Consider the following 18916-nt stretch of genomic DNA (forward strand, 5'->3'; position numbering starts at 1 on the left):
AGCGCTCCATGAACCCCACATTTGAAGCGCTTAGCTGATCCCTGATGCTGGGCTACCGATTTCTTTCTTGAGCCCGCCAACCGTGATGCGCCCTGACAGCAAAGCCGAAAAAGTCTAACTCTACCCTAAGCCCGTGGACTTTCGAAAGTCCACGCCTTGGTCAAGCTGGATATCAAAGTCGCCGTGTTCGCCCCCGTACTTTTCGTCCTCATAAAGCCCGTAACCGCATCAAGGTATTGTACTGGGAGCGCAACGGCTTTTGCCTTTGGCTCAAGCGCCTCGAAGCCGAACGTTTCAAAACCTCCCCGGACGCCACCGACGAAGCCATCGTCCTGACCGCCCAGGAACTGAACTGGTTACTCGACGCCTTCGACCTCTTACGCAACCGTCCACATCAGATTCTGACACCCCGTTTCTTTGTCTGACCCGGATACAAAAAAGACGAAACGGCACGGCTACAGGCCGTTTCGCTCAAACCTGTCCCCAGGGGAAATTGCGTTTCTGGTTGGTAAGCGCTCCATAAACCCCACCTAACCAAAGATGGGCAGCGCACCTAGCTGTGTATGTGAGGTGTGCAATTCCATGGCAGTAGCGCTTCGTAGTCTTCGACTGAGCACGCCTGCGGCAGGCGTTCCAGTGCGTGGCGCAGCCACGCATAGGGTTCTTGGCCGTTGGCTTTGGCCGTTTCTACCAAGCTGTAAAGTTGTGCGCTGGCAGTGGCACCTTTGGGCGTGTCACTGAACAACCAGTTCTTTCTCCCGATGACAAACGGGCGGATCGCACGCTCGGCCGCGTTGTTGTCCATCGGCAAGTAGCCGTGCTCGACGTAGCGTTCCAATTTGCTCCAGTTGCTGGCCAAGTAACCGATGGCCTTGCCCAAGGCATTCTGCGTCGTGACCTGAGGTTGCGTTTTCTCTACCCAGTTTTTCAGCTGAGTCAGCAATGGCAGGCTGCGCTCCATGCGGGCAACCTTACGATCTTCGTCGTCACTGTCCTTCAAGTCGCGCTCGACGCCATAGAGCTTATTGATCAGGTTCAATGCGATGTCAGCGCGTCCTGTTTTGCCCTTGGGCTGTACTTTCTGCGCTTCGACGAACTTGCGGCGCGCGTGCGCCCAGCAGCCCAATCGCTCCAGCCCGTCCTGTGCGGCCAGCGCGTTGTAACCGGCGTAGTCGTCGGTCATGACATAGCCGCGATAGCCGTCCAGCAGGCGCACCGGCACCTCCTGCGCTCGGCTGGTGGCGTAGTCGAAAAGGATCACCGGGCGATCAGGTGGGCCGCCGGTTTGCACCCACATCCAGGATTGGCTGCTGGGCTCACGACCAGGCTCTTTCAACACCTGCACACGTGTTTCATCACAGTGGATGATCCGACTGTTCAACAGGCTTTCGCGCATCAGATTCAGCAGCGGCTGAAAGTGCTCGCTGCATTGAATCACCCAGCGTGCCAGGGTCTGGCGCGGGATATCGATACCGTGACGCCCCAGCACTTTTTCGAAGCGGTGAAGCGGCAAGCCGTCTACGTATTTGGTGGTCAGCAGCATGGCCAGCACACTCGGGCTGGCCATGCTTTTCTCGATCATCTGGGCGGGCTTGTCCGCCGTTACGGGCGCTGACTCGCAGTCCCGGCAGCCGTACACCTTGCGAACATGTTTGATGACGCGAATCTGCATCGGGACGATTTCAAGTTGTTCGCTGACTTCTTCACCGATGGCATGTTTACGGCAGCCACAAGCGCAGGTCAGTTCATGCTCGGGCAGTTCGTGGACAACTTCGATACGCGGCAAATCAGCTGGCAGCGGCTTGCGCTTGCCACGGCGTTTGGTTGGCGCAACGACTTCTTCGTCGTCAGCCTCATCCAAGGGCTCGGCCAGGCTTTCCGCTTCGTCGAAGAGTGGCAACTGTGGTGTCGCCGCATCGCCAGTCTGCTCGGTCTTGCGCCCGAACAAGCGCTGGCGCAATAGCGCAACTTCCTCTTCGAGATGAACGATCTTGCCCTTGTCGGACGCGCGCTCGTGGATCATCTGCTCAAGCAGTTGCTTGAGCAGAACAGGATCGTCAGGGAGGTTTTCGGGCATGGAAATCATGCCGCGGATTATACCGAATCAGGCGACGTATCGAGGCGTCAAAACCTGATGCGGACGGTTGCGCCAGAGGTCGAAGCCATCAAGCAGCCAGTTCAGTTCCTGAACGGTCAGGACAATGGCGACCTCAGTCGGATCGGGTGAAGTTTTGAAACGTTCGGACTCCAGGCGTTTGAGCCAGAGGCAGAAGCCGTTTCGCTCCCAATAAAGGATTTTCACGCGATTGCGAGACTTGTTGAGGAAGACGAAAAGCACTGGGTCGAACACCGCCACTTTGATATCGAGTTCGACCAATGCGGCCAGGCCATCGATGGATTTTCGAAAGTCGACAGGCTTGGGGTAGAGGTACACTTTTTCGACTTTGGCGTCGGGTCGCATCATGGTCGGCGAGCTCCAGAAAGAAATCGGGAGCACAGCATCGAGGATCAGGTAAGCGCTTTGAATGTGGGGTTCATGGAGCGCTTACTCTGGTTGGCTTTATGAATGCCAATTCTTTCTTGCGCGCCTTCAAGCCTGAAGAGGGATGACACCGGGCGAGTGTCGACGGCAGCACAGCCACTAAACTTGAGGGCTGATGGCAGCTTTGGCGTCAGAAGCGCTTATCACCGATAGCCGGCAAGATCAGCTCCCGTACAAACGAAGCCCCGGACAAGCGCAACAGCGCGTCGACCATAGTGACCACATCATGCACCGGTACCTGGCGCCGCTCGCCACGTGCTGCGGCTTGCGCCAATGGCGTGTTCAGGGAGTCGTCGGTATTCAGATAACCCAGTTGAAGCACGGTCACCGCCAGGTTGTCATCCCTGAAACCTTCGCGCAGCGCATCAGCCATGCCGTTGAGGGCGAACTTTGAGGCGCCGAACGCTACCTCCGGGCGCCCACTCTGGCGAAGAGCTGAGGTCGAACCGGTGAGGATCAACTGCGGCCGGGGCGCACCAAGCAACTTGGGCACCAGGCGCTTAAGCAGAAGCAGCGTGGCCGTGATGTTCACCTCGACCAGCCTGGTGATCGATTCGTCGCTGTCGTCAAGGAAGGCATAGTGCTCGCTGAAGGCGTGTTCTTCCCAGATGCCAACGTTGTAGATCAGGACATCCAGATCGGCAGGTGCCCGATCCGCGATCTGTGCTACAGCCGCCGCTGGCTTGGCAAGGTCGGCATCGACCCAGTGCAGATCGATGCCCGGGGCAAGGGCCAAGTCTGACGGCTGTTTGCGCGATACGCCGATCAGCGTGTCCCCTGGCTGGCCGAGCCCTTCGAGCAAAGCCCGGCCCAACCCTCTGCCGGCGCCTACGATCATCATCTTCATCTGTTGCTCCTTTTAGTTAAAACTCTCCAAACTTCCCTGGGCCGTTCAAATCCACCGGACATTCAGTACGACGAAGTGCAGCAGGATCCAGACCATCAACAGCAGATGGGTCAGTTGCAACCCTTCCTGGCGGATCCAGTAGCCGAACCATATCCCGCCCAGCAGCATCGCGAATAGGAACCCGAGCGTTGCGCTCAAGGCCAAGTTCAACCAGGGCCTCGCCACCTCCAAACCGGCGCCAAGCAGCAGTTCATAGCAGCCAACCCAAGCCGCGAGAACGGCGGCTGCCTGTGTCAGCACGATGATCGACAAGGCCAAGCGATGGATGGCGTGAGAGGTCATCGCTCGCACCAGCAAAGGGAGGCTGATTCCGGGAGGTTGGGCCAGCGGCGCCATCGACATGGTCTCCCCGATCGCCCCGGCTGAGCTGGCAAAGGCCTGCAGGTTGTTGATCAGGCTGATACTCAGCCACAGGCTCAAGCCAATGCAGCAGGTGATCTGGAAAATCAGCAGTGAAGTCGGAGTGTCCATTCCGGGTCCTTTGTGAGTTCGTTTCCGAAAGCAGCGAGAGCGTCCGGACGCCACTCTAAAACCTTGACTTAACTCGAGGTCAATACCGGTTTACCAATAAGGCAGCCAGGGGCGACAACCTCAACCGTTTGTTAAAGCCGCCTGTAAGCCTTAGAAGTTTGTCGAGGTCTTGGGCGACCGACCGAGCCGCGCCGATCAACGCCACAGGTATGACCCACTGGAGGATCCGGGATAGAGCCAACCGGTTTGCTATGCTCTCTACTTCGGCTGGCCTGAAGGCGCCGAGCGTGTGCGGCATTGGCCAAGATGCTTGAGATTTTTCTATCCGCGTTTGTGAAAAAACGAACCAAGGAGTGGAGTAACAGACATGCCAGCTTGTCCCCTACCCGCTGATGAAGCACTTCGTCAGCGCACACTTGATGACATGGACTTGGTCGATACGCCGGCCGAGCATTATCTTGATACCTTGGTACGACTCACCCAAGAACTAGCCCAGGTGGAGACCGTTCTGATCAGCCTAATCGATCAGGATCGGCAGTGGTTCAAGGCTCGAATCGGCATCGAGGTAAGCGAGACGAAGCGCAATGTGTCCTTTTGCGGCTACGCGATTCTCGGTGAGGATACCTTGATGGTTTCCGACGCCAGGTGCGATTCACGCTTCGAGGACAATCCCCTCGTGCTGAACCCACCCTATATCCGGTTCTATGCGGGCCACCCGTTACGTGCCTCAAATGGAAAAGCCATTGGCACCCTGTGCATGTTCGATCCTCGGCCGCGGAAGCTCAGCGAGGCACAACAGGCTCATTTTCGGGACTTAGCCACGCTCACCGAGGGTTATTTGCAACTGCGGAGCCTAGCTCAGGTCAATCGCGCTCTGCGTGTTGAAATGGATCGCGGGCAGCGCAGGGCTTTGCTTGATCCTTTGACACAACTATGGAACAGCGGGGCGTTGGCAGCATTTCAGAACCGAGAGCTTCAATTGGCTGAGGAGCGAGGTTTACAGCTAGGTGCCGTATACGCAGACCTCGACCGTTTCAAATCCGTCAATGACGAGCATGGCCACGATGCCGGCGATAAAGTGCTCTACGAGTGTGCCCGCCGCCTGCGGGCTACGCTTCGGCCAGATGACCTGCTGGTACGCCAGGGAGGAGAGGAGTTCGTGGCCCTGCTACGGGTTAAAGATAGCCAAGAATTAACGCAGATTGCGGAGCGCTTGCGTCAGTCAATCGGCAGCGCGCCGTTTCTGTTACCCGGCGGCCCTCGGAAGATGACCATGAGCATTGGATGCACCCTGCTCACCCAGGGTGAGCAGATTGATGATGCAATAAAGCGCGCTGACGGCGGTCTCTATGCGGCCAAACATGGGGGGCGTGACCAGGTTGTCTATGTGCCAGCGTTATCCTGAGGAAGTTAAGATTCGGTAACACGGGGCGAGATTCCCCTATACGAGAGCGCCTCATCTGAACCGACGTTCGCTAAGGGAACTCCGAACAAGTTGCCTTGAACGCGTAATGAGCGGCGTTTTGACGCCGCCCGACCATTTTTCAGCCCTCAATCAGCTCAAAGCGAGGGCCTTGCCCTGGCTCTTGCGCGCTACAGGCGTACCTCTCCTGCAGTGGTCAATAATTGCCTGCTGCGGGAGAGGTGGACCCGTGAGGGCAGAAAACCAAGGCCGTGCCTTGGTTATCCAGTAATCAGCGGCTGAAAATCTGGCTTTTCGGCATCCACAATCCGTCCATTTCGGGCTGATGGGCAACTTGTTCGGAGTTTCCCTAAATGGGTGTCCGGTTTCATTAGACCACTATACCCTGGATATGCCTCGATCAGGATTCACGACTTAAAACACACCTTCGGTCGCCGACTGCGGGCCGCAGGCGTTACTGAAGAGGATCGGAAATCACTGCTCGGGCACAAGAGCGGCAGCATCACCAGCCACTATTCCGGCGCTGAGCTGGGCAAGCTGATTGAGGCTGCGAACATGGTATCAACGACTGACTCTCGCGGGCCGGTGTTGACGATCTTGAAGAGGAAGATCGGATGAGGTCCCGAAAAAATCCCCACATGCAAAAACAACAAGGCCTCCCGAAGGTGGGTAAGTCGTTGAAATATATGGTCGGGACGGAGTGATTCGAACACTCGACCCTTTGCACTCCATGCCGGAGGTCGACCCAATAAAGCATTGATTTTATTAGTGTATTTTTGAGCGCTCGCTGCAGCCAATGCTCCACTCTACCCAACGGTTTTCAACGATCCCCCGCAAAAGCCCCATCCTATGCTCGGTGGTCGCCTCAGGGCTCCAGCTAAATGGAGCAGTCCCCGTCTAACTACAATCTCTGAACAGGAGATAGCATAACGCCATCCATTTGAGTAGCATTTACGTCAACACAACGCTAGCCCGCTGGCGATCAGTAGACAAGCTTCAGTGACTCCGCACCACTTGCGCGCTTGGCCTAGGTCTTGAGCCACGAAGTCAACTTATCATCCTGTCAGGGAACTGCATGTGCAGCTGGATAAAGAACAAAAAGAAGTCATTGAGGCATCCACTACTCAGTGGATGTTGGTTAACGCCGGGCCTGGGACGGGCAAGACCCAGGTTTCCGCCCTTCGGCTAATACACCTGTTGCGCCAAGGCTTGCATCCGGCGCAGATATTGGTTCTGAGTTTTTCTCGCAGCGCCGTCAGCACCCTGTCTCGTCGCCTCGACAGCATGGACGTGCTTGATGAGGGCATAGCTGAAGATCTTCGACATCTCGCCATTCGAACGTTTGATGCCTGGGCATTTCGTGTACTGCGACAGAGCGGTGCAGCACCCAAAAGCCTGCTGCAGAACACCTACGATGCAAACATCGCAGATGTGACAGGCCTGCTAAACGACGAAAATTCCATCCAGGTGCATGAACGACTTAGATCAATACGCCATGTCATCGTTGACGAGTTTCAGGACCTTCCTGGGGTCCGGTCTGAAATGGTCCTAGCTCTGTTGCGTCGCCTCAACGATGGCAACGGCGACCCGGTAGGATTCACAGTTCTGGGTGATCCGGCCCAGGCCATTTATCGTTTTGCGGCCAGGGCAGCCGGTAATCTGCCAGCAGAGGATCCATGGCTGGAGCTGAAGCATTTCTTCTCTGAAGGACTAAAGGAAGTCGAGTTGACGCGTAACCATCGCTCGGTCGCCCCCCTCGCAAAACAGGTAGAGGAACTGCGTGGACTGCTGCGAAGCAGCCAACTGGATGGCAATCAGAAGTTGGAGGCAGTCAGACACCACCTGGCGTCCCTGCCTGTGAGTGACTCAGGCGAAAAGATTGGGCCTGAATGGCTTGTGCAACAGTCTCCTGGCTCGGTCGCAGTACTGATGCGAACCAATGGAGAGGCGATCCGATTGGCGCAGATGTTGATCGGCAACAAGCTGAATACACCGCCGGTGCCCGTCAGACTGCAGCTGGCAGGGCAGACCCATGCAGTACCGGCATGGGTAGGGGCCCTGCTGGGCCCCCTAAAAGTTCAAAAACTGACTGCCACAATATTCAATGCACTGTACTCCAGCACGTCCAGCCGCCTAGGGCCGGATGGTGAAACGCAACTGCACCTGCCCTCCAAGGACACTGCTTGGAAACTCCTACTAAGAGCCAGCGGCGCTGCTGACACGGATACTTCCATTGATATGGAAGCGCTGCGTGAAAGACTTGTCTGGCCGGATGCCTTTCCAGAAGACCCTCAGAATGCACAGGGAACCGCTGTGTACGTCACCACTATTCACCAGGCCAAGGGCATGGAGTTCAACCATGTGGCGCTGTTGGACACGCACCCTTCTGTTGAGAAAGAGGAAGTGGACGACCCTTTGGAGGAGGCCAATGTCGGCTTTGTCGGCATCACACGGGCCGGCCAAACCTTAAGCCGACTGGAAGCAGACTGCATCTGGCGCCCACCCTATGAACGTGAGTTGCGAGATTACCGCAAGCGTCACATTTACTGGGGCGTGATGGTCAATATGCAGTCAGGGTTGCCGGGGGATATCGATTCCGCCTCTTTCGTCTCGGTGCATGTGCTTGGCAGTGAGGAGGCAGCGACTCGGGTCCAGTCAGAACTCCAACAGCGAGGAGATACACTGCGTGGCCGCAAGGTTGAGTTACGAAGGACCGAGGCCGAGAAGCTCATTGACGCTAGATATGACATCTTTTTACTGGAGGATGATGGAGCCCCCCTGCTGATCGGGCGTACGGCCATGCAGTTGACTGCAGACCTACTGAAGTTGCTCTGGGAGAAGAAGTACACCCTCCCGAACAGGCTCTTCAATCTGCGAATTTCTGACGTGGTCACGGTCACGGTGCCGCCACATGGCGAAGAGTCGATTGCTGAACCCTGGCGAAGCAGTCGCATCTGGCTGGGTGTGACTCTGGTAGGAACGGCTGATTTCAAACCCTATAAACGAAAAGGTGCCTGAAACGGACATGGGTAACAAGAATAAGGAGATCGCTCGCGCAGCAGTGGTGGAGATGACCACAGCACTGCTTCAGGGCCCACTGCAAGCCGACGAGGTGCTGATGTCGGCACCGGTCGACACCTACCTTACTGGTATTCTCTGGCCACGCGGAACACCCATTGGAGCCGAGGCTGACGATGACGACGCGACCGGCGAAGTCAAGGGCGGTGATGGCAATACTGCCTCCAATAACGAGCAGGGGATACCTGGGTATCGCGCCATTCGGCCCTGTTCGATCGGCATGACCCTATCCGTGAAACAGGGCGTGCCGGTAGAGATTTCGCTCGGTCAGACAGCCCGGTATGTGCCTGTCGAAATCAGTGCGGAACCTGAGCCGAATGATGGAGTGGAACGCTCATCAGTAACTGGCGGAGCCCGTCTTGGCTGGGCTCGCAAGGCTCTCGGCTATTCGGTGTTGATTCCGGCCGACCAGGCTCCGGGTGATCGTACTCTGAATGAGTTTCTCGATACCTCCGGCAATACGGTCAGAGATGTCCGCCTCTCCTTGCGCATTCGTCTGCGACACGTGAATGGACAGTCAGTCTTTACATTTACCCTAGTCAATGAAGAGAAGGGAAATGATGATGCGCTGCGCGACGCCAGCTGCCTGTTCCAGGCTAGCTTGGTAGTGCGTGCCGTCGAAGGTGATCAGGGGAAAATCCAGCCGCGCAGGGCCGCCCCAGTCGAGGAAGGTGATGAAGACGCACTGTGTAATGCCCTACTGTATCGCGATATCCATGAATATGCCGTAGGGCATGGCATAGCCGCTGCCTGGGATGAGCAACCTGGACAACTCGTCAAGGAGGTGCGTACCGCCTGGTTGCCTGCAGCTCGCGTCCGTGGAACTAGTCCCGATGGGCACGCGATTCTGAAGGATTTCGTTGCGAACCAGCCCGGTGGCTTAAGCGCGGCATTTCTGGGGCAGGAACACGAGCGCGCCTTAGTTACCCGTGCACTAACCTCGTTCGTAGGCAGCTACGAGCAATGGATCCACTCATTGCTGGTCCCCCGCCTCGCGAACTTTAAAGGTTCGTTAGCCAAGGCTGCCGCCTTCAACCTGGAACGCTGTCAGTCGGCTCACCGGCGCATGCTGGACGGGGTGACACTGCTGCAACAAGATGACTCTGCCTGGCTGGCCTTTGCTCTGGCAAACCAGGCAATGGACAAGCAATCGCGCTATGCATCCAAGGGTGACCAGGCACGACCTCTTGTGTGGCGTCCCTTCCAGCTGGCATTCATGCTACTGGTCCTGCCCAGTCTGGTGAACCCGGAACGTGAAGACCGCACTTGCATGGACCTGCTGTGGTTCCCGACGGGAGGAGGTAAAACCGAAGCCTATCTGGCTTTGACGGCCTTCCAGATCTTTCATCGCCGTCTAGTAAGCCCGGTGGCCGGGCGTCAGGGCGGCGTGGATGTTCTGATGCGATACACACTGCGTCTTCTGACAGTGCAACAGTTCCAGCGTGCGGCTGCACTGATCACTGCGTGCGAATTCATGCGCCACCATGACGGCCGCTTGGGTAATGCACGTATTAGCCTTGGGCTATATGTAGGCGACGACAGTACCCCAAATGGCATGGAAAAGGCCCGCGAGGCACTTGAGGAAGAGCGACTGGGCCGGCAACCGGTCTCAACCCCAAGACAATTGCTTCGTTGCCCAGTGTGTGGGGGTGACCTCCACGCAAGCGCGTACCGGCCCCATCCGTCCGAACCTCGAATAGATATCGTGTGCGGGACTGAGGGCTGTGAAACGCAAGGCAGCCCACTGCCGATTCTCACGGTAGACGACACCATTTTCGCATCGCCGCCGTCGCTGCTGATCGGCACCATCGACAAGTTCGCCCAGATTCCCCGTTCTGCAAGGATGCGCCCCCTGTTTGGCCTGGACGGCGGAGAACCGCCTGGCTTGATCATTCAGGACGAACTGCATTTGATATCCGGTCCCCTGGGTTCGATGGCAGGGCTATACGAGACGGCCATCGACATGCTTTGTACTCGCAGAGATGTAAGGCCAAAGGTAATTGGTTCGACCGCCACCATCGGCCAGGCAGCTGCCCAGGTGCGCGCGCTATTTGACCGCGGTGTGCTTCAGTTTCCCCCACCGGGCTTCGACGCGGATGACTCGTTCTTCGCAGTTCGCGACACAGTCGGCGCAGATCGTCTGTATCTCGGTCTACCTACCGCTGGGCGAAGCCCCAAGTTTGCCTTGCAGGCTCTGGTGGCCGCATTGCTGCAGTCGGCACACACGCTGCTGGAGCGGGGAAACGCAGACCATCAGACAATAGATGCTTACTGGACATGTGTCGCCTACTTCAACAGCCTTCGGGAACTGGGTGGTGCACATGTGCTGATGCAGGACGACGTGCCACGCCAGATGGCGTTCCTAGCCGCACGCCTTGGTGCGTCGATTCGATCGTTGGAGAGCCAGCCTGTCGAACTCAGCAGCCGCAAGTCTTCACGTGAACTGCCAGGTGTTTTGCAGGCCCTGTCAGCCACCCTTTACGACTTCCATGAAGCGTTGGCGCGAGGTGAGATCAAGGAACAGCCTGAAGACACTGTACTTGCATCGAACATGATATCGGTAGGTGTCGATATATCCCGGCTGGGCCTAATGGTAGTCAATGGGCAACCTAAATCCACAGCAGAATACATACAAGCAAGCAGCCGTGTAGGACGAAATGGGCCTGGACTGGTCTTCACGCTCTACAACTTCAGCCGCCCCAGAGATCTGTCCCATTTCGAACACTTCCGCAGCTACCACAGCGCTCTCTATCGCAGCGTGGAAGCAACCAGTGTTACACCCTGGGCTCCCAGGGCTAGGGACAAGGCATTGCACGCGGTTGTCGCATCGGTTGTTCGGCATCTGGTGCCCGGCATGGAAAGCGACGAGGACGCCCTCCAGTTCGATGCTGATGCTCCTGAAGTGCAGGCCTTGCTGGATCACATTCTAACCAGAGCCTCGGATGCTACCGGTGGCATCGAAGAAGATGCGACCCTGGCCGGATTGCAGGCAATCATAGACCGCTGGGAATCGCAGGTGGAGAACGTAAAGGCCGCCGGAGGCCGGTTGCGGTACTGGAAAAAGGCAGCACCGTTTGGCCGAACATCACCCCACCTGATGTGTTCTGCCGAGGAAAGTACGGGCGGCGCAGGGCAAGCTTGGCCGACACCAGGATCGATGCGCGAAGTGGAGCCCTCCTCTGCCTTCGTGCTGAAGACAATTCCTCGCAGAACAGGAGATCAATGATGGCAACCTTCAACCGAACCGCGAAGAAAGCGACTGGCGTGGCAATGGTCGCTCCAGGCAACGGGGGGGTGGAGCCTGTAGGGCGAGTCCGCCGTTCGCAGTTGATATCGACCTACGGAATTGGAGCCATTGTCGATCTTGAAAAGGGTTCGTACATGCCCATGGGTCTGGAGGATTGGGAGCGCGTAACCAGGCTGCCGTCTCTCTCGATTGGAGAAGATCGCCTCCAGGCATTGCTCGGAGTTGACCATTTCCGCCTTGCCCCCATTGCCGTAGAGCTCAAGCCAACGCGTCAGGTAGACCCTGGGCACGCCTTGCCGGTCGTACGCTTTCCCAGATGGCACCAATGTCCGAAGTGCCTGCGGATCGGCCAAGAAGGTACGCCATTCGAGCTGGCTGCCAATGGCAGTGAGCTGGAGTGCAGGGGGCACCCCAAGCCCGTTCTCACGACGCCTGTGCGTTTTGTGGTTGCGTGTACCAAGGGACACATTGATGACTTTCCCTGGGAGTGGTGGGCACATCGTCACAAGGGTGCCTGCGATCGGCCTACGCTGGAACTGAAATCAGATGGAAAGTCCGCCGCTTTGGCTGATTTATATGTCAAATGCAAGAATTGTGGGGCCAAGGAATACCTCGGTGATGCTTTCCGTCCTGAAGCCATGAAGGGCCAAAGCTGCCGAGGCAGTCGTCCATGGCTGCATGACCGCCAGGACGGCTGCGATGCTACGCCACGAGTGATACAGCGCGGTGCATCCAACGTGCACTTCCCGGTTGTTGCATCGGCATTGTCGATCCCGCCGGCATCCGAAGCTGCTTTTCAGATCATTGCTGATCAGTGGCTTTCTCTGGGCGCGCTGCCAGAGGAAGCAGTTATTCCGGCCCTTATCAGAATTGCCCAGTCGCTTGGCGTCGAGCATGAAGCATTGCTGATTGCATACAGGGAAAAGCAGAGGCTGCTTGAAGGCGCAACTGAGCGAACTGAGGTCAGCTCTCGGCGAGAGGAGTACGAAGCACTTTCCAGTAAGCGTGACGATGCTGCCTTTGCAGGCGTAATGCCACAGTTCTGCAACAGCGTAGAGTCTGCGCCAGAGCCACTGTCAAAGTGGTTTGACATTATCGGCGCCGTATCTCGTCTGCGCGAAGTGCGTGCACTGGCGGGATTCACACGAATTGAACCCTACCCCGTCAGTCCGGAGAACATGCGGGATGCCCTGAACAGGGGCGCGATTTCACCGCTTTCAAAGACACCTCGCAATTGGTTGCCGGCCGCCGAGATACGGGGTGAAGGCATCTTTCTGAGATTCCGCACAGATGCGATCGATACTTGGATTAACGCCAATCCCAGCCTGGTGGAGAGGGTTGCAGCACTGGAGCATCGCTCCGCTGCAATTGCATCCGAACGAGGCTATGAGCGTGAGCACGCGATAACGGCCCGATTGCTTTTGGTGCATTCCTTTGCCCACGCACTGATCCGCACCATCTCGGTGGATTGCGGCTACTCATCGTCCTCATTGCGTGAACGTCTCTACGTGAGCGAGGTAGATGGCCCACTCGGCCCCATGAACGGTGTCCTGATCTACACGGGATCTCCCGACTCCGAGGGTAGCCTCGGTGGACTTGTTCGCCTGGCGGACCCGACGCAGCTGACCAGGGTGGTCATGCGGACAATCCGATCCGCACAATGGTGTGGCAGCGACCCCGTGTGCCTGGAAACAGAACCGGAACAGTCGGGGGACAGGGTCAGCGGTGCAGCCTGCCACTGTTGTCTTCTGGTCCCCGAGACGGCTTGCGAGAAGTTTAATCGAGAACTGGATCGCACGATGCTGGTTGGTTCTGCACCTGCCGCAGGCAGTGGGGAGTGGTCCGGATTCTTTGCAGATGCCGACCTGGAGTAAGTGATGGCGATCCTGATTCCTGAACAACCCAAAGAGTGCCCCTATGGTGAGCGAATTGTTTACGAGCGACTCGGGCGCGACCTAGATAGCGCATGGGTGGTCATGCACTCACTGGGACTGCATGGTCATGAGACGAAGATCTGGGGTGAAGCTGACATTGTTGTGCTCTCCACCAAGGGCTTCTTCGCGCTTGAAGTAAAGGGCGGCAAGGTGTCCTGCAAGGATGGTATCTGGCAGTTCGGAGACCCTACCGGAAAGTCCTATAGCAAGAAGGAGGACCCCTGGACGCAGGCGAAGGGAACGATGTTCGCAGTGCGTGATCGGCTGAACGAGGCAGACGCGAGATTCAACGGCCTGCTAATGGGCTTTGGTGTGGTTATGCCCAGTGAGCGCTTTACTTCAATTGGCGCAGAAATAGAGCCGGCAGTATTGCTCGATAGGCGTGATTTCAACAGAAACTTGGGCTTCTACATCGGACAGTTGGAACGACACTGGGCTCGTGTCTACGAGAGCAAACATGGCCGAAAGCCACGATCGCCTAGCAAGGAAGACATTCAGGCGGCGCGACGTATCTTGCGTCCGGACGTCGAGTCCACTTTCAGCTTGGGGAGCTATCTGACCGGTATCGATGCCACACTCGTGGGACTTACCAATGATCAGGTACGGGTGTCGCGCAGGATGGCTGCCAACCCAAGAACGGTTGTCCGTGGACAGGCAGGGACCGGCAAGACGGTGATCGCGATCGAAAGGGCGCGACAGCTGGCTGCTCAGGGGAAACGTGTGTTGTTTCTTTGCTTCAACCAATTACTGGCGAAGCATTTGCGTCTAACCCTTGAAGGAGACCCGCTCCGAGACCAGATCGATATCAGGCATGTCCACGCACTGTATCGAGAGGTCATCAAGCGTGCCAGCCTTGAGGAAAGACTTGCTGAAGCAGTAGATGAGCGCCATCTGTTCGCCGAGGTCTTCCCTCTTGTGTTCCTCGAGGCTGCCATTGAGTGTGACCTTCCGACCTGGGACGTGCTGATAGTCGATGAAGCGCAGGACATCCTGACGCCAGAGAACCTTGACGCATTCGACTACATGTTGGGTGGACCAGGCCTGAACAGAGGCTGTTGGCACATTTTTTTTGATCGATTGCAGAATATCTATGGGAACGAGGTGCAAGAGATGGTTGAGCGTCGACTATCGGAAGCACTGCCCGCCTACGACGACCTGTTTGAAAACTGCAGGAACACAAGGCAAGTGGCGGTTCAGGGATCAATTGTCTCCGGCATCGACTTGGCGCTGATCGGCGCACCGGAAGGTCCGGAGTGTGCCAATGTTTACTACCGTGATCAAAAGGACTTTGTTTCACGTCTAAACAGTCTGGTCGCCCAGTTGATTGGTCAGGAGGTGCCTCCTGGGGACATTGCCATCCTGTCGACCAGACGTAGAGATAACTCATCCATATCCGGCCTCACTGAAGTCGGTGGACTGCCTTTGGTTGATGTGGCGGAGTCTTCTTCTGGTGATATGGTGTTCTCAACCATGCATGCATTCAAGGGACTAGAGCGTCGTGTTGTGATCGCAATTGACATGACCGACATTGGACAGCCGTTTTCCTCGATGCTGCACTACGCTGGGCTCTCCCGCGCCAGGACTTTGCTTCACGTATTTCTCCCTGATACTGCAAAAGCGATCTACTCGAAACAGGCTGGCAGGTATGCAGAGCGAGTAATTCAGAGCCAGTAGACCGGATGGTGGAGCTTCGTCGCAGCAGCTCTCTGCGGCTTGGCACCATTCAACTTCAACGTCGTTCCTGGCGCCGGCACAGTCTGCGACTACATCTTCACACTCCCTCCCATCTAGGCAGGGAGACGTGCAAGTTGCAGATAGAAGCGCTGAATGAAGAGAGCAGGCAGAAGCATAGTCGCCTGCTGGGGCACAAGAACGGTAGCATCACCAGTCACTACTCAGCCGCCGAGTTGGGCAAACTGATCGATGAAGCCAACAGGATTTCGGCCACCGACTCGCGCGGGCCGGCACTGACAATTTTGAGGAGAATGGCAGGATGAAAAAAAAACCGCAAAAGTCCCTACGCTTCTACGTGTGAAGCGCCCATAAAAAAATCCAGTCACCGCTAAGTGACTGGATTTTTTAGGGATTTTTTGGTCGGGACGGAGTGATTCGAACACTCGACCCCTTGCACCCCATGCAAGTGCGCTACCGGGCTGCGCTACGCCCCGACTGGGCTTTGAAGCATGTTCTCAATCTTGCCGAGAACGTTGAAGAATGTACCCTAACCCTCTGATAAATGAAAGCTTTTTCTCAAAAAAATTTCCACTCATCAGAAACCCGGCTCACTTCTTCAAAACCACCAATACATCCTCCAATTCAACAATCATCTGCCGAATCAGCTGCTTGTACTGGCTGGATTCATCTTTAGCCTCATCACTGGAGAGCCTCAACCGCGCCCCGCCAATGGTGAACCCCTGATCATACAGCAGCGCACGAATCTGGCGGATCATCAGCACATCCTGCCGCTGGTAATACCGCCGGTTCCCCCGCCGCTTCACAGGGTTCAGCTGGTCGAACTCCTGCTCCCAATACCGCAGCACGTGTGGCTTTACGGCACACAACTCGCTCACTTCACCAATGGTGAAGTAGCGTTTGCCCGGTATGGGGGGCAGTTCGTCGTTATGGCTTGGTTCCAGCATAGGCCTCAACCCGGGCCTTCAACTTCTGCCCTGGACGAAAGGTGACGACGCGCCGTGCGGTGATCGGGATCTCTTCCCCAGTCTTGGGGTTGCGGCCCGGCCGCTGGCGTTTGTCGCGAAGGTCGAAGTTGCCGAAACCGGACAGCTTGACCTGCTCGTTCTCTTCAAGTGCGTGCCGAATTTCTTCAAAAAACAGCTCGACCAGCTCCTTGGCCTCACGCTTGTTAAGCCCCAGCTCCTCGTACAGCCTTTCGGCCATCTCAGCTTTCGTCAGAGCACCCATGCCGTTATTTCCTTAACGTGGTGTTCAACCTTTGTTCGAGCGAGGTGAGGATGTTTTGCAGGGTAGTGTTCACCTCATCGTCGTTAAGAGTGCGCGATGGATGCTGCCAGGTCAAGCCGACGGCAAGGCTTTTTCTATCAGGATCAATGCCTTTACCTTGGTACACATCAAACAGCCTGAGGTCTGTGAGCCATTCGCCTGCATTGTCACGAATTAATTCAAGCACCGCGCTAGAAGCCACATCACGTCCTGCGATCAAAGCCAGGTCGCGACGGGTTTCCGGGAACTTGGACAGTTCGCTGAACTTCGGCAGGCGGCCTTCGACCACATCGCCCAGCACCAGCTCGAACAGGAACACCGGACGGTCCAGGCCCAGGGCCTTGGCCAGCTCTGGGTGGATGGCGCCGAGGTAGCCGACCAGTTTGCCGTCGCGCTCGATGGCAGCGGTCTGGCCTGGGTGCAGGGCTGGGTGTTTGCCGGCGCTGAAGGTGAAGTCGCTCAGGGCGCCGGAGTAGCCCAGCAGGGCTTCCACGTCGGCTTTCACGTCGAAGAAGTCGACGCCGTCGCGGCCGTTGGCCCAGCCTTCTGGCAGGCGGCTGCCGGTGATGACGCCGGCAATCATTGGCTGCTGCTGCAGGTCACCCAGTTGGCCGACAAAGCGCAAGCCGCTTTCGAACAGGCGCACACGGTCTTGCTGGCGGTTCAGGTTGTGCTGCAGTGCCTTGACCAGGCCCGGCCACAGCGAGGCGCGCATGGCGGCCATGTCGCTGGAGATGGGGTTGGCCAGCAGCAGCGGCTCTACGCCCGGGCTGAACAGTTCGAACAGTTTCGGGTCGATGAAGCTGTAGGTGATGGCTTCCTGGTAGCCGCGGGCAACCAGCAGGCGACGCAGGGTCGGCAGGTCACCGCGGGTTTCCGGCTTGCCCTGTGGGGCCAGGCGGGCTTGCGGGTAGCGTACAGGCAGGTTGTTGTAGCCGTACAGGCGGGCCAGCTCTTCGATCAGGTCCACTTCCAGGCTGATGTCGAAGCGGTGGCTTGGCACGCTGACGGTCCACTGCCCTTCCCCGCTCTTGGTCGTGGTCAGCTCGAGGGCGTTGAGCAACTGCTCGACCTGGGCCGGGTCCATTTCCATGCCAAGCATCTGGGTGATGCGTTCGGCGCGCAGGGTGACCGGGGCTACTTGTGGCAGGTGCTGTTCGCTGACCGCTTCGACCACAGGGCCGGCTTCGCCGCCAACGATGTCCAGCAGCAACTGGGTGGCGCGCTCCATGGCTTCGCGGGCCAGTTGCGAGTCGACGCCGCGCTCGTAGCGGTGCGAGGCATCGGTGTGCAGGCCGTAGGAACGGGCTTTACCAGCGACGGAAATCGGCTCGAAGAAAGCACTTTCCAGGAACAGGTCGCGGGTTTTTTCGGTGTTCACACCGCTGTGCTCGCCACCCATGACGCCGGCGATAGCCAGGGCGCGGGTGTGGTCGGCGATGACCAGGGTGTCAGCACGCAGGGCCACTTCCTGGCCGTCGAGCAGGACGAGTTTTTCGCCCTCTTCGGCCATGCGCACGCGGATGCCGCCGTTGATTTCCGCCAGGTCGAAGGCGTGCATCGGCTGGCCGAGTTCGAGCATCACGTAGTTGGTGATGTCGACGGCGGCGTCGATGCTGCGAACGTCGCTGCGGCGCAGGCGCTCGACCATCCACAGTGGGGTTGGCTTGCTCAGGTCGACGTTACGGATAACGCGGCCCAGGTAGCGCGGGCAGGCAGCCGGGGCGCTGACTTCGACCGGGCGCACTTCGTCATGGGCGGCCGCTACGGCTGGTACCACCGGGCGGGTGACCGGGGTGTCGTACAGGGCGCTGACGTCGCGGGCCAGGCCAGCGATGGACAGGCAGTCGCCGCGGTTCGGGGTCAGGCCGATTTCGATGCTGGCATCATCCAGGCTCAGGTACGTGCGAATGTCTTCACCAACCGGAGCGTCGGCAGCCAGTTCCAGCAGGCCGTCGTTTTCTTCGCTGATCTGCAGTTCGGCAGCCGAGCACAGCATGCCGAAGGACTCGACACCGCGCAGCTTGGCCTTCTTGATCTTGAAGTCGCCTGGCAGTTCGGCACCGATCATGGCGAACGGGATCTTGATGCCCGGGCGGGCGTTAGGGGCGCCGCACACAACCTGGAAGGTTTCCTGACCGCTGCTTACCTGGCACACGCGCAGCTTGTCGGCGTCCGGGTGTTGTTCGGTGGCGAGAATTTCGCCCACGACGATGCCGCTGAACTGGCCGGCAGCGGGGGTAACGCTGTCAACTTCGAGGCCGGCCATGGACAGGCGGGCGACCAGTTCGTCACGGGAGACTTGCGGATTGACCCAACCGCGCAGCCACTGTTCACTGAATTTCATGCTGTT

13 protein-coding genes, 1 tRNA gene and 2 pseudogenes are annotated in these 18916 nt (G+C 57.7%); 8 read left to right on the forward strand and 8 right to left on the reverse strand.

The annotated features are described in order from the left end of the window. Window positions 1-236 precede the first annotated feature (236 nt). Window positions 237-425 carry an IS66 family insertion sequence element accessory protein TnpB gene (tnpB, locus tag AC3B5Q_RS15995; protein ID WP_488392669.1) on the forward strand — a complete coding sequence of 63 codons (189 nt, stop codon included), beginning with the start codon at window positions 237-239 and terminating at the stop codon, window positions 423-425. A 128-nt stretch (window positions 426-553) separates the two neighbouring features. Here the strand turns inward: tnpB (AC3B5Q_RS15995) and AC3B5Q_RS16000 are convergent, their stop codons facing one another. The 4 genes from AC3B5Q_RS16000 to AC3B5Q_RS16015 all read right to left on the reverse strand — a co-directional run bounded on the left by AC3B5Q_RS16000 (window position 554) and on the right by AC3B5Q_RS16015 (window position 3920). Continuing rightward, window positions 554-2086 carry an IS66-like element ISPpu13 family transposase gene (locus tag AC3B5Q_RS16000; RefSeq protein ID WP_032489559.1) on the reverse strand — a complete coding sequence of 511 codons (1533 nt, stop codon included), beginning with the start codon at window positions 2084-2086 and terminating at the stop codon, window positions 554-556. A gap of 18 nt (window positions 2087-2104) precedes the next feature. Further along, window positions 2105-2464 carry an IS66 family insertion sequence element accessory protein TnpB gene (tnpB, locus tag AC3B5Q_RS16005; protein WP_032489558.1) on the reverse strand — a complete coding sequence of 120 codons (360 nt, stop codon included), beginning with the start codon at window positions 2462-2464 and terminating at the stop codon, window positions 2105-2107. 208 nt (window positions 2465-2672) lie between these two features. Further along, entirely contained in the window at window positions 2673-3389 is a 717-nt protein-coding gene (locus tag AC3B5Q_RS16010; protein WP_274119501.1) for an SDR family NAD(P)-dependent oxidoreductase, read from the reverse strand. A 45-nt stretch (window positions 3390-3434) separates the two neighbouring features. Then, window positions 3435-3920 carry a DUF2165 domain-containing protein gene (locus AC3B5Q_RS16015; RefSeq protein WP_274119500.1) on the reverse strand — a complete coding sequence of 162 codons (486 nt, stop codon included), beginning with the start codon at window positions 3918-3920 and terminating at the stop codon, window positions 3435-3437. A 367-nt stretch (window positions 3921-4287) separates the two neighbouring features. Here AC3B5Q_RS16015 and AC3B5Q_RS16020 point away from each other — a divergent pair, with 367 nt between their 5' ends. The 7 genes and pseudogenes from AC3B5Q_RS16020 to AC3B5Q_RS16050 all read left to right on the forward strand — a co-directional run. Further along, window positions 4288-5325: a sensor domain-containing diguanylate cyclase gene (locus AC3B5Q_RS16020; RefSeq protein WP_488392670.1), complete on the forward strand. Its 1038-nt coding sequence runs from the start codon at window positions 4288-4290 to the stop codon at window positions 5323-5325. Between the two features lie 390 nt (window positions 5326-5715). Continuing rightward, a pseudogene (locus AC3B5Q_RS16025) lies at window positions 5716-5961 on the forward strand (tyrosine-type recombinase/integrase); the annotation flags it as partial. A 459-nt stretch (window positions 5962-6420) separates the two neighbouring features. Then, window positions 6421-8361, forward strand: coding sequence for a UvrD-helicase domain-containing protein (locus tag AC3B5Q_RS16030; protein ID WP_392524393.1), 1941 nt, complete (start codon window positions 6421-6423; stop codon window positions 8359-8361). Window positions 8362-8368: 7 nt separating this feature from the next. After that, window positions 8369-11647 carry a helicase-related protein gene (locus AC3B5Q_RS16035; RefSeq protein ID WP_392524394.1) on the forward strand — a complete coding sequence of 1093 codons (3279 nt, stop codon included), beginning with the start codon at window positions 8369-8371 and terminating at the stop codon, window positions 11645-11647. Next, the gene (gene drmB / locus AC3B5Q_RS16040; protein WP_392524395.1) at window positions 11647-13542 is read left to right on the forward strand and encodes a DrmB family protein; all 1896 of its coding nucleotides are present in this window, start codon (window positions 11647-11649) and stop codon (window positions 13540-13542) included. Before AC3B5Q_RS16035 ends, drmB begins: the two co-directional genes overlap by 1 nt. Window positions 13543-13545: 3 nt before the next feature. Continuing rightward, window positions 13546-15276 carry a nuclease-related domain-containing DEAD/DEAH box helicase gene (locus tag AC3B5Q_RS16045; protein WP_488392671.1) on the forward strand — a complete coding sequence of 577 codons (1731 nt, stop codon included), beginning with the start codon at window positions 13546-13548 and terminating at the stop codon, window positions 15274-15276. 80 nt (window positions 15277-15356) lie between these two features. Then, window positions 15357-15599 (forward strand): annotated as a pseudogene (locus AC3B5Q_RS16050) (hypothetical protein); the annotation flags it as partial. A 94-nt stretch (window positions 15600-15693) separates the two neighbouring features. Here AC3B5Q_RS16050 and AC3B5Q_RS16055 read toward each other — a convergent pair. The 4 genes from AC3B5Q_RS16055 to pheT form a co-directional block, all read right to left on the reverse strand. Next, window positions 15694-15770 (reverse strand) — tRNA-Pro (locus tag AC3B5Q_RS16055). Between the two features lie 114 nt (window positions 15771-15884). Then, on the reverse strand, window positions 15885-16241 hold the full coding sequence (locus AC3B5Q_RS16060; RefSeq protein WP_003250681.1) for a MerR family transcriptional regulator: 357 nt from the start codon (window positions 16239-16241) through the stop codon (window positions 15885-15887). Next, entirely contained in the window at window positions 16222-16524 is a 303-nt protein-coding gene (ihfA, locus tag AC3B5Q_RS16065; protein WP_003250679.1) for an integration host factor subunit alpha, read from the reverse strand. Before ihfA ends, AC3B5Q_RS16060 begins: the two co-directional genes overlap by 20 nt. 4 nt (window positions 16525-16528) lie before the next feature. After that, entirely contained in the window at window positions 16529-18910 is a 2382-nt protein-coding gene (pheT, locus tag AC3B5Q_RS16070; RefSeq protein WP_004574323.1) for a phenylalanine--tRNA ligase subunit beta, read from the reverse strand. Window positions 18911-18916 lie beyond the last annotated feature (6 nt).

Source organism: Pseudomonas sp. D5(2026), assembly GCF_057766845.1.

Coding starts and splice junctions, on each gene's coding strand:
- drmB (WP_392524395.1), top strand. CDS start 11,647: ATGGCAACCTTCAACCGAACCGCGAAGAAAGCGACTGGCGTGGCAATG.
- AC3B5Q_RS16000 (WP_032489559.1), bottom strand. CDS start 2,086: ATGATTTCCATGCCCGAAAACCTCCCTGACGATCCTGTTCTGCTCAAG.
- AC3B5Q_RS16020 (WP_488392670.1), top strand. CDS start 4,288: ATGCCAGCTTGTCCCCTACCCGCTGATGAAGCACTTCGTCAGCGCACA.
- AC3B5Q_RS16045 (WP_488392671.1), top strand. CDS start 13,546: ATGGCGATCCTGATTCCTGAACAACCCAAAGAGTGCCCCTATGGTGAG.
- AC3B5Q_RS16060 (WP_003250681.1), bottom strand. CDS start 16,241: ATGCTGGAACCAAGCCATAACGACGAACTGCCCCCCATACCGGGCAAA.
- AC3B5Q_RS16010 (WP_274119501.1), bottom strand. CDS start 3,389: ATGAAGATGATGATCGTAGGCGCCGGCAGAGGGTTGGGCCGGGCTTTG.
- pheT (WP_004574323.1), bottom strand. CDS start 18,910: ATGAAATTCAGTGAACAGTGGCTGCGCGGTTGGGTCAATCCGCAAGTC.
- AC3B5Q_RS16035 (WP_392524394.1), top strand. CDS start 8,369: ATGGGTAACAAGAATAAGGAGATCGCTCGCGCAGCAGTGGTGGAGATG.
- AC3B5Q_RS16015 (WP_274119500.1), bottom strand. CDS start 3,920: ATGGACACTCCGACTTCACTGCTGATTTTCCAGATCACCTGCTGCATT.
- tnpB (WP_032489558.1), bottom strand. CDS start 2,464: ATGATGCGACCCGACGCCAAAGTCGAAAAAGTGTACCTCTACCCCAAG.
- ihfA (WP_003250679.1), bottom strand. CDS start 16,524: ATGGGTGCTCTGACGAAAGCTGAGATGGCCGAAAGGCTGTACGAGGAG.